Below are 10889 nucleotides of genomic sequence, written 5' to 3'. Positions count from 1 at the left end.
CTGCAGCCGATTCGCGGCCAGGTCAGCGAGATCACGGTAGCGCCGGAACACGCCGCGCACCTGCCCGCGCTCGACAGCGTGGTGTGCGCCGGTGGCTATGTCTCGCCCTATCAGCGCCACGCCGATGGCAGCGTGACCCTCAGCTTCGGCGCGACCTTCGCCCCGCGCGATGAGGATGAGGCGGTCCGCGCGGCGGACCACGCCGCCAATGTCGCGGAGCTGCGCAGCGCCCTGCCCGCCTTCGTCGCCGCCTGGGAGCAGGCGCGTGGCATCAGGCTGGAAGACGATGACTGGCAGGGACGCGTCGCCTGGCGCGCCGCCAGCCCGGACAAGAGCCCGCTGGCCGGCCCGGCACCGGACGCCGCGCAATGGCGTGAGGATTACGCCGCCATGGCCTTCGATGCGAAAAAACGCGTACCGCAGTCGAGCGGCGCCCACCTGCCCGGCCTGTGGCTCTCCACCGCACACGGCTCACGCGGCTTCACCACCGCCCCGCTGTGCGCTGAGCTGATCGCCTCGCAACTGTGCGGCGAGCCGCTGCCGCTGGAACGCGAACTGGCCGAGCACCTGCATCCGGGACGCCGCCTGATCCGCGATATCGTCCAGCGGCGCTGAGAGGTCGGTATCACTCAGGCCTGACGGCACTGTCTGGACAGGGCCTGACGGTCGATGACCTGATAGGTGAAGGATGGCCGGCCGATCTGTCCGTAGTGGAAGGCCTCGCTGAGCATGCCGCAGGCCGCGAGATGGCGCAGGTACTTGCGGATGGTCACTCGCGACATGCCGGTGGCAGGCAGCAACGCCTCACTGGTGAAGCTGCCTTCCTCGCGCGGCAGCGCCTGGATGGCACTGGCCACCAAGGCAAGTGATGCCGCCGTCACGCCCTTGGGCAGGCGCCCCTCGGGTACCGCGCCCGCAGCGCCGCTGACCAGCCCCTGCACGCCGAAGAGCTGGTCCAGTTGTTGCTGGCTGACTTCACCCTCGAGGCTCTCCAGCTGCTGGCGGCCGCGACGCGCCAGTGCCAACGCCTGCTGAAAACGGGCGAAGCTGAAGGGTTTGACCAGGTAATCGCACACCCCGAGCGCATGTGCGCTGCGCACCGTGTCCGCCTCACTGGCGGCGGTGATCAGGATCACCTGGATATCGGGGGCGGCGTGGCGCCTCAGCCATCGCAACACTTCCAGCCCGCTGCGGCTGCGCAGGTAGACATCCAGCAGCACCAGGTCCACCGCTTCCTGCGCCAGCACGTCGAGTGCCGTCGCGACATCCTCGCACTGGGCCACCAGGCGCATGCCGTCGATGCGACTGAGGTATTCGACATTGAGACGCATGACCATGGGGTCGTCTTCGACTATCAGCACACGCATGCGCTCTGGCTCCTTTATTGTGCAAGTTCCGGCCGCAACGCCATCCCGTGATGCGTGGCCCCCTATCAGGGCGCCGCGCCAGTCAGCAGTCGGCAAGGCAGGGTCAGCTCGACCAGGGTACCGCCGCCCGAGGGCGCATAGAGGTGCCATTCGCCCTCGCGCACGGTCACGATCTCCTGCACCAGCGACAGGCCCAGCCCGCGGCCTTCCCCATGACTGCTCACCCCCGCCATGCGTGCCGTCTGCCTCAGCTCCGTCGGCATGCCGGGGCCGTTGTCCGCCACGCTGATCGACAACTGCGCCTCTGTCGACGGGTCCAGTGATTCCAGCATCAACCCCAGGGTCACAGACGGGGCGTGAGCGTCAGCGCCCACCTCCTCCAGCGCTTCGAAGGCATTGTCGAGCAGATTGCCGATCACGCTGACCAGATCATGACTCAAGCTACGCTCCAGCACCGGAAATTCGGCCTGAGCGCCATCGTCCTGTGACATTCCCCACTCAGCGCAGCGGCCATGATGGCATTCGATCTCCAACTCGACCGTCAGCGTGATGCCACGCTCGCGAGCCTCGCTGTGCTTGCCGATCAGAAGGCCTGCCAGCAGAGGGTCCGCGATGCGCTCGGCGGCCGCGGCATCCGCCGGCAACTCCCGCTCCACCAGCAACGCAAGATAATCGCGCAGACCGGCGAGGTCCTGCATCTGTGTCAGGCCCGACAACACATGCAGCCGATTGCGGAACTCATGACGCGCGGCACGCAGTGACTCCGCCTGGCGGCGGACGCCGGTCAGCTCCTCGGCGAGGCGCTGCATGCGGTCGTGCTCGCGCAGTACCAGCACGCCGCCCATCAGCAGCTCGCCATCATGCACCCGCTGGCAACGCACCAGCAATCGCCGCCCGCCATGGGTCACCTGGCGCAGACGGGTCTCCTCCTGCTCGCTCACCGGCTGGCGCGCGACAAGGCACTCACGCATGCCGGTGTCGGGCAACCAGTCATCAAGGCGCTCGCCCAGCGTCGGCAAGGCCCCCAACAACTCGCGCGCCGCGGCATTCACCAGCGTGATCCGCCCCTCGGGATCGACCACGATGATGCCCTCTTCCAGGCTGGCCAGCACCGCCTGATGCTCCTCCACCAGGCGCGCGATGGCCGCCGGCTCCAGTCCCTTGAGCTGTCTGCGCAGATAGCGCGCAAGTCCCAGTGCGCCCAGCGTGCCGAACAGCATCAACACACCCAGTCCGAGCAGCAGCTGGCGCTTCTCATCGGCCAGACGCCGCCCCAGGGAGTCCAGCGTGATACCGATGGCCACCGCACCGACGACGGCGCGCTCATCGCTCTTGGACGCATTCGCCATGACCGGAACGAAGCTGCGCAGGCTTTCGCCGAGCGTGCCGCGGGATTCGGAGAGGTAGGAGGCGCCGGCAAGCGCACGCTGTTCGTCGCCACCCTGGAAGGGCTGCCCGATGCGTGCGGGGTCCGGGTGACTGAGCCGCAGGCCATCCGGGCGCATCACCACGATGAAGTCGACGGCATTCTCCCGACGCAGTCCCTCGATGCGTGCCGCCAGGCGGCTGTCCGCGACAGGAGGCACAGCCTGCGGTGAGCTGGCCTCGCTCAGGGCAGAACGCACCTCGGGCAGACGCGCGATGCGCTGGGCAAGAGCGGCAATGCGCTGGCCCTGGATCTCGCGCTGGGTCCGCTCCAGCTGGGCACTGAAGAGCCAGGCCGCGACCAGCAGGCTGACGATCACCATGCCGGCGGCGAGCAATGAGGTCAGCGCGCTCAGCCCGGGTTGAGAATGTCGCAACACGCCGGACAAGCCATGTGCCCCCTTGGTGGCATGGCCATTCGGCCCGGCGCATGGGCGAGTGGCAGTCGGCGCTTTCATAAGTTTCAAAAGGCTTTCTTTAATTCGCAAAACTTGGCCCTCGGGAGCCACACCGTAAGCTCCCTGTGACGCGCATCCAGTGCGCAAACATGATGTCCCTTCCCCGTCCCAAACGATCCCGCGATGCCACGCCAACGCGTCCGGGCATGACAACAGGTCCTGCAATGACAGAGTGCAGGACAAGGAGCATGCATGACACATTCCTCGCAGACCGCCACGGCCACGCCTGCCGCAGAGTCCCCCTGGCAGAAGACGCGCATCTTCGGCATGTCGCTGCCGATCTTCGCCCTGTCCTTCCTGGTCCTGATTGCCGCCATCGCCACCGACACCCTGCCTGCCGGCATGATCGGCGCGCTGCTGGTCATGATGATTCTCGGGGAGCTGCTGGGCTTTCTGGGCGACCGCCTGCCGATCATCAACAGCTATCTGGGTGGCGGTGCCATTCTCGCCATCTTCGGTGCCGCAGCGCTGGTCTACAGCGGCTGGCTGCCGCAAGAGGTCACGGCGAATGTCAGTGAGTTCATGAAGGCCGGTGGCTTTCTGAACTTCTACATCGCGGCGCTGATCACCGGCAGCATTCTCGGCATGGACTCCCGCGTGCTGGTCAAGGTCGGGGCCCGCTTCGCGCTGCCGCTGCTGTGCTCGGTGCTGTTCGCGGCGCTCTTCGCGATGCTGGTCGGCTGGGTCATGGGCTTCTCGCCCAAGGATGCCGTCATGGTCATCGCCCTGCCCATCATGGGCGGCGGCATGGGGGCCGGCGCCGTACCGATGAGCCAGATCTACGAGCAGCTGCTGGGGCAACCGGCCAGCTACTATATCTCGATCCTGGTGCCGGCACTGGCCCTGGGCAATGTCTTCGCCATCATCATTGCCGGGCTGCTCAACGGGCTTGGCAAGCGCTTCCCGTCGCTGACCGGTGGCGGCCAGATGATGCCGGGCGTCAATGTCCGCGAAGAGAAGAGCACGCCTGACCTGTCCCAGCTGGGCATCGGCATGGTGATTGCCCTGAGCTTCTTCGTCGCCAGCCAGATTCTCGGCAAGGTCATTCCGCTGCACCCCTACGCGCTTATGATCATCGCGGTCGCCGTGCTCAAGTGCGCCAACCTGGTACCGGAGAACATCAATCAGGCCGCCGCCCAATGGTTCCGGTTCGTGGCTGGCAACTGGACCTTCGCGCTGCTGTTCGGCATCGGCGTGGCCTATACCGATCTGGGACAGGTGATCGATGCCATCACCATCACCTACGTGGTGATCGTGTTCGGTGTCGTCGCGGGCGCCGCCTTCGGTGCGGGTCTGGTGGGCAAGCTGGTCGGCTTCTATCCCATCGAGTCAGCCATCACCGCTGGCCTGTGCATGGCCAACATGGGCGGCACGGGTGACGTCGCCGTACTCTCGGCGGCCAATCGCATGCAGCTGATGCCCTTCGCGCAGATTTCCTCGCGCCTGGGCGGGGCCTTGATCCTGTTGATCTCGAGCCTGGTCGTGCCGATGTGGTTCGCATGATCCGGCGCTTCGCCAGACGACACTAGGCGCACCAAAGGGTGCAACAACAGGCGCTTCATGAACGACAACGCCCCTGGCCTGTGCCAGGGGCGTTGTCGTTTCCAACCCCGGGGTCAGGGGCAGGGTCAGGGCATGCTCAACACAGCATGACCGCTGGCCGGGCTCAGTCGCCCTCTTCCTCGTCGTCCGCCAGCTGGCGACCGAAGGACTGCCATTGCTCCAGCGTCATCACCTCGGTGGATTCGGTGCCGATGTCGTGGACGATCAGCAGCTTGCCGCGTGACAGCTGGCCTTCCAGTTCTGCGACCCAGCCGGCCATGCCTTCACCGACATCGGTGGTGTCGTAGCCCTGACGGGTGACGAAGGCTTCCAGCAGGGCGCGCCGTGTATCGGCGGGCAGCATGGTCTGCGGCACCTCGATGAAGCGGTCCCGCGGGTCCATCTGATCAAGTGGCATCTGGCTCATGGGTAGCTCCTGTCCATCATCAGGGGGGCGTGACGCCGCCTGCGGTGCATCGTTCAGCGTATCCGTACTCATGCATCCTCTCCCGCGCTGTCTTGCGCACTGTCTTGCGGATTGTCCTGCTGTGCATCAGCACCGGATTCCCATTCGGCCAGGCGCTTCACGAAGGTCTCTTCGTCCAGCACCGTGAGGCCCAGCTGCATGGCTTTCTCGAGCTTGCTGCCCGCTGCCTCGCCGGCGACCACACCGGCGGTCTTCTTCGAGACACTGCCCGCCACCTTGGCGCCCAGCGCCTGCAGACGCGCCTTGCCTTCATCACGCGTCATGCTGTCGAGACTGCCGGTCAGCACCCAGGTCTGGCCTGCCAGCGGCTGGTGGCGCTCACCGATCTCGACCTCTTCCCAGCTCAGGCCGCAGGCGAGCAACGCTTCCAGCGTCTCGTTGTTGGTCGGCTGCTGGAAGAAGGTATGGATATGCGCGGCGACGATGGGGCCGACATCTTCCACTGCCTCCAGCGCGGCCTGATCCGCTGCGCGCAGCGCTTCAAGCGTGCCGAAGTGCGTGGCCAGATTCGCGGCGGTGGCTTCCCCGACTTCCCGGATGCCGAGGGCATAGATGAAGCGCGCCAGGGTGGTGTTGCGGCTCTTGTCCAGCGAGGCGACCAGATTGGCGGCGGACTTCTCGCCCATGCGCGGCAGCTCGGCCAGGGTGGCAGCTTCCAGGTGGAACAGGTCCGCCGGCGTCTTGACCAGCTCACGCTCGATCAGCTGCTCTATCAGCTTCTCACCGAGGCCATCGACATCCAGCGCCTTGCGGCTGGAGAAGTGCTTGAGGGCTTCCTTGCGCTGCGCGGCGCAGATCAGTCCGCCCGCGCAGCGTGCCACCACCTCGCCTTCGAGGCGCTCGATCTCGGAGCCGCACACCGGGCAGCCGTCCGGCAGCACGATGGCTTCGCGGCTGGTGCCTTCGCTGGCGACCCGCACCACCTGCGGGATGACATCGCCGGCGCGCCGAATGATGACGCTGTCACCGATCTGTACGCCGAGACGTTCCACCTCGTCCATGTTGTGCAGTGTGGCGTTGGAGACCACCACACCGGCGACCTGCACCGGCGCCAGCCGGGCGACCGGTGTCAGCGCGCCAGTGCGTCCGACCTGAAAATCGACGCCTTCCAGGGTGGTTTCCTGCTCCTGCGCCGGGTACTTGTAGGCGATGGCCCAGCGCGGTGCGCGCGCCACGAAGCCCAGTTCACGCTGCAGACGCAGTGCATCGAGCTTGATGACCGCGCCATCGATGTCGTGATCGAGGTCATCACGCTGCTCGCCGAGGCGGCGGGTGTAGTCGATGATACCCTGAGCACCGCGCACCACCTCAAGCTGCGGGCTGGTGCGGAAGCCATAGTCGTTGAGCAGCGCCATCAGACCGGAATGATTCTGGCCGGCCTCGCTGGCGAGCAGCGCATCATCCACCCGCGCGACCTGATAGGCGCAGAATTCCAGCGGACGCGAGGCGGCGATGTTGGAATCCAGCTGGCGCAGGCTACCGGCGGCGGCATTGCGCGGGTTGGCGAACACCTTGCCATCCTCGTCGCGGCCGCGCGCGTTCAGCGCCTCGAAGCCAGCGTGGCTCATGTAGACCTCACCGCGCACTTCCAGCAGCTCCGGCAGATCATCACCCCGCAGCTTGAGCGGAATCGAGCGGATGGTGCGCAGATTGGTGGTGATGCCTTCGCCGGTGCGGCCATCGCCGCGCGTCACGCCCTGCACCAGTACGCCATTCTCGTAGATGAGCGACACGGCCAGGCCATCGAGCTTGGGCTCGCAGCAGAAGCTCAGCTCATCACCCGCGTCCTGAGCGTCTCCCAGCTCCAGCGTTTTCGCCGCACGTTGCACGAAGGCACGCAGCTCATCGTCATCGAAGGCGTTGTTGAGCGACAGCATCGGCACCGCATGCTGCACTTCCTCGAAGCCGCTGGCCGGTGCGGCTCCGACGCGCTGGGTGGGCGATTCCGAGCTGATCAGCTGGGGATATTCGGCTTCCAGCGCCTCGAGACGGCGCAGGCGCGTGTCGTAGTCGGCATCGGTCAGCGTCGGATCATCCAGCACGTAATAGCGGTGGCTGGCCTCGAGCAGCTCGCGATGCAGCTGCGCGACCTCCTCCATCACCTTGGCAGGCACGCCTTCCACCGCGGCCGGTGCAGCGGAGCGGGAAGCGCTCGAGGCGTTGGGTTCATCGGCAGGCGCCGAAAACAGATCATCCTGGGCTGACATGACACTCACTCGAAACAGTGGCTCGCCAGCACTGCCAGAAGGCAGCGCTGAGCGACCTGAAAACGGGTGGCGACCCCTCCGACCTGATGCACTTGCAAGGGCTTGCAAAGACTTGCAGGCAGAGGGGTCGCCTTGATGCTGCCATTGTACTCAATGTGATCGACAGGCCACACATTCAAGCACTCAGGGCGACAGTCAGGGGCTGGCAGGGACCGTCAGAGGCTGCAAGAGGTCGGCAGGACACGCAAACGCCAACGGCGACCCGAAGGTCGCCGTTGGCGTTCTGGCATGACTGGTCGACTCAGAGAATGGCTGGGAGTCGATCAGTTGGCCTGGTAGCGATGCAGACGATTGCGACGCTCGAACTCGTGCACCTGCTGGCGCTTGAACTCGATGGTCTGGGCCGTCATCACGCTGTGGTTCTCGTCTTTCAGCTCACCACCCAGACGACGCACCAGCAGCATGGCGATCTCGACCATGGTCTCGAAGGCGGCAGAGGTGTCGTCCGCGCCCGGCAGCGGCATCAGGAAGGTGACGCCATCCAGCTGGCTGTCCACCATCTCGGCCGGCTTGAAGATGCCCGGCTTGACCACGTTGGCCATCGCGAACTGCAGCGGGCTGTCGTCATCATCTTCCTCGTGGCGCAGGAACAGCCCCATCTCGGAATGACGCAGACCACAGGCCAGCGAGATGCCCAGCACGTCTTCACCACTGAAGCCTTCATCGCCGCGCGCCATCACCGAGATGATGATGACTTCACTGGCATCGGCCAGGGTGTCACGTGCGAGCTGGTCATCGACCTGATTGCGTTCGGCACGCAGCACCAGCGGATGACGATCATCCTCGGGCGCTGTGGCATCGGCAGCAGGCGCGGCGGCCGCTTCCAGTGAAGGCTCCTGGCGCTGGGAAGCACTGCTGGCGACATCGGCCTGCTTGCCAGCGGAGGACGCCTCATTTCTGGCATCCTGACCTTCCTCGATCTCGGCCATCGGTTCGAGATCATCGGCCTGGGTGGAGGAGACGCTGATGCTGTCGTCCTCGGCGGTGATCACCGGCTTCTCATGGAAGTCGTCTTCGCGCGCCGTCTCGGCCTGCTCACTGGAGGCGCTGCCGAGCACGGGCTCGCGATGCGCATCGTCGTGCTCGTGCTCGTCATCACGCCGTGCGCCCAGACTGGCCGTCACGTCGCGCATTGACTGGCTGGCACGTGCACCGAAGGCAGCCGCACGCTCGCCGAAGCCCTTGCGCTCCGGCGCTTCACGACGCTCCATGGGCTGCGCCGGACGACTCGGTTGAGTCACCCGCGAGGCCTTGATGCCGTGAGCATTGTCGAGCACGACATCTTCCTCGTCCTCGGCATGCGTCTCGGAATCGCCAACCACCCGGTAGCCGCCGTTCGGCAGCTCCCAGTTGTCACGTTCTTCCTCTTCTTCCACCGCGGGATTGCCCGCATCGTCGGTGGAATCCTCTGTACCCGCTCGATCCAGTCGGGGTACTCGACGTTGACGTTGGAGCCTGCGCACACCGTCAACGACGATGATTGCGACCAGCACCAACCCCAACAAGATGAGCCACTCTCTCAATTCCATGGGTCATTAGCCTGTTTGCTTGGGCACCATGCACGTGAACAGCATAGCGCGATTGCAGAAAAAGGGGACATTTTTTCGAATGTCAATCCTGTGGTGGTGACCTGCGCAATCGCCCTTCAATTATCCCTGACTGACACTATGACGCAAACTCGTAGTGCTTTCGATCTCTAGATGCAACACGATCTTGCCAACTAGGCCGCCAAGGCGGCCACTGGCTACCGCGCCGGAGGATGACCTTGCCCTCCTGAACGGCTTTTCCCTCACGCTTCGGCAAGCACGGCAGCTTCTTCTATCCCTACAGAGACAAGGCGCGAGACGCCGGGTTCCTGCATGGTGACACCCATCAGCCGATCTGCCGCTTCCATGGCGATCTTGTTATGGGTGATATAGATGAACTGTACGCTTTCCGACATCTCCTTCACCAGCCTTGCATAGCGTCCGACGTTGGCATCATCCAGCGGCGCATCCACCTCATCGAGCATGCAGAACGGGGCCGGATTGAGCTGGAAGATGGCGAAGACCAGCGCCAGTGCCGTCAGTGCCTTCTCGCCGCCTGACAGCAGGTGAATGGTGGAGTTTTTCTTGCCCGGTGGCCGCGCCATGATCGCGACTCCCGTCTCCAGCAAATCATCACCAGTCAGCGTCAACCATGCGGTTCCGCCCCCGAAGATCTTGGGGAAAAGCGCCTGGATTCCGGCATTGACCTTGTCGAAGGTGTCCTTGAAGCGCACCCGTGTTTCCTGGTCAATCTTGCGGATGGCGCGCTCGAGGGTCTCCAGCGCTTCGCTCAGCTCGGCATGCTGGGCTTCCAGATAGTTGCGACGCTCGGCCTGCTGGTCGTATTCCTCGATGGCCGCCAGGTTGATGGCCCCCAGCCGCTTGATGCGCTCACCGATCTGCTCGAGGTTGTGGCTCCAGGCCGATTCGGTGGCATTGGGGTCCAGCTCGTCCTCGAGCTGCGCGATCGCCGCTTCGTCATAGCCCAGTTCCACCAGTTGCTCGTCCTGCGCATCGCCCTTGAGGGTCAGCGCCTGCACCTGCATGCGGCCTTCCTCGAGGCGCTGACGAATCCCCTCGAGATTGCGCTCATGAGTCTGACGCGCCTGTTCCGCCTGACGCATCTGTTCGACCAATTCATGAGTCTTGTCACGACAGGCGTTGAGCTTGGTTTCCTGATACAGACGCGTCTCGAGCAGCATCTCGAGCTTTTCGCGTTCTTCTTCCTGCGGCAGTGAGGCTTCTTCGCGGCTGGCCTCGAGCATCTCGATGCGCTCGGCGAGCTTCTCGCGTTGCTCGACGGCTCGCATGCGCTGGCCCTGCATGCCGTCACGTTCGGTGGTCAGGCGCTGACGCTCCATGTCGAGGCGGTTGACCTGCTCACGCGCGGGCGCCAGCTGGGCACGCAGCCCGGCCAGCGCCTCCTGATGTTCGCGCCGTGAACGCTCCAGCGACTCACGCGACTGGGCGTTGTTCTCGACCGCCTCCAATGCCTGCTGCCAGCGCTCACGCGCCTCCTCCAGCGTCAGGGCCTGAGTCTCGCGCGTTTCCGCCAGCTGCTCGAGCTCCTCATCCAGCTCACGAGCGCGACCATCGACATGCTCCAGGCGGCTGGCGATGCCGGCCTCCTTGAGACTGAGTTCACGCTGGCGCTCGCCCAGCTCGCGCTCTTCGACGCGCAGATGCTCGAGCTGCTGCTCGGCGCCGGCAATCTGTTCGGCGGCTGCGGCCAGACGCGCCTCGATCTCCTCGAGACGCTCATCCAGTGACTCGAGTTCCAGCACGACCTGCTCGAGGCGCGCCCGCTGGGCGATGAC

At 65.1% G+C, this 10889-nt stretch carries 8 protein-coding genes; 2 read left to right on the top strand and 6 right to left on the bottom strand.

Annotated features, from left to right (window positions below):
* On the top strand, positions 1–615 hold a 615-nt coding region (gene mnmC1 / locus AC4FAH_RS02610; protein WP_490245616.1), incomplete at its 5' end, for an FAD-dependent 5-carboxymethylaminomethyl-2-thiouridine(34) oxidoreductase MnmC1.
* Between the two features lie 14 nt (positions 616–629).
* On the opposite strand, the gene AC4FAH_RS02605 is transcribed toward mnmC1, so the two are convergent.
* Both AC4FAH_RS02605 and AC4FAH_RS02600 read right to left on the bottom strand, forming a co-directional pair.
* Positions 630–1367: a response regulator gene (locus tag AC4FAH_RS02605; protein WP_175089931.1), complete on the bottom strand. Its 738-nt coding sequence runs from the start codon at positions 1365–1367 to the stop codon at positions 630–632.
* A 65-nt stretch (positions 1368–1432) separates the two neighbouring features.
* Positions 1433–3172, bottom strand: a complete 1740-nt coding sequence (locus AC4FAH_RS02600; protein ID WP_287020797.1) for an ATP-binding protein — start codon at positions 3170–3172, stop codon at positions 1433–1435.
* Between the two features lie 270 nt (positions 3173–3442).
* Between AC4FAH_RS02600 and AC4FAH_RS02595 the strand changes: the two genes are divergently transcribed.
* Positions 3443–4753 carry a 2-hydroxycarboxylate transporter family protein gene (locus tag AC4FAH_RS02595; RefSeq protein WP_054555304.1) on the top strand — a complete coding sequence of 437 codons (1311 nt, stop codon included), beginning with the start codon at positions 3443–3445 and terminating at the stop codon, positions 4751–4753.
* Positions 4754–4916: 163 nt separating this feature from the next.
* Here the strand turns inward: AC4FAH_RS02595 and AC4FAH_RS02590 are convergent, their stop codons facing one another.
* The 4 genes from AC4FAH_RS02590 to AC4FAH_RS02575 all read right to left on the bottom strand — a co-directional run.
* A complete protein-coding gene (locus AC4FAH_RS02590; protein WP_248379925.1) occupies positions 4917–5219 on the bottom strand; it encodes a YheU family protein in 303 nt (100 codons plus the stop codon).
* A gap of 68 nt (positions 5220–5287) precedes the next feature.
* Positions 5288–7378, bottom strand: a complete 2091-nt coding sequence (gene ligA / locus AC4FAH_RS02585) for an NAD-dependent DNA ligase LigA (RefSeq protein WP_287020805.1) — start codon at positions 7376–7378, stop codon at positions 5288–5290.
* A gap of 431 nt (positions 7379–7809) precedes the next feature.
* Positions 7810–8922 (bottom strand): cell division protein ZipA, encoded by a 1113-nt coding sequence (locus AC4FAH_RS02580; RefSeq protein ID WP_288988097.1) that lies wholly within the window; start codon positions 8920–8922, stop codon positions 7810–7812.
* A 413-nt stretch (positions 8923–9335) separates the two neighbouring features.
* Positions 9336–10889, bottom strand: a 1554-nt coding sequence (locus AC4FAH_RS02575; protein WP_490245615.1) for a coiled-coil domain-containing protein, incomplete at its 5' end; no start/stop codon positions are given.

Source organism: Cobetia sp., assembly GCF_983723665.1.
Note: the sequence above shows the minus strand (reverse complement) of the source record. Positions and strands in the feature narration are given on the sequence as shown.

Bases quoted from the DNA above. Each gene is read 5' to 3' on its own strand.
- AC4FAH_RS02605 (WP_175089931.1), bottom strand. From the start codon at position 1,367: ATGCGTGTGCTGATAGTCGAAGACGACCCCATGGTCATGCGTCTCAAT.
- AC4FAH_RS02595 (WP_054555304.1), top strand. From the start codon at position 3,443: ATGACACATTCCTCGCAGACCGCCACGGCCACGCCTGCCGCAGAGTCC.
- AC4FAH_RS02590 (WP_248379925.1), bottom strand. From the start codon at position 5,219: ATGAGCCAGATGCCACTTGATCAGATGGACCCGCGGGACCGCTTCATC.
- ligA (WP_287020805.1), bottom strand. From the start codon at position 7,378: ATGGAGGAGGTCGCGCAGCTGCATCGCGAGCTGCTCGAGGCCAGCCAC.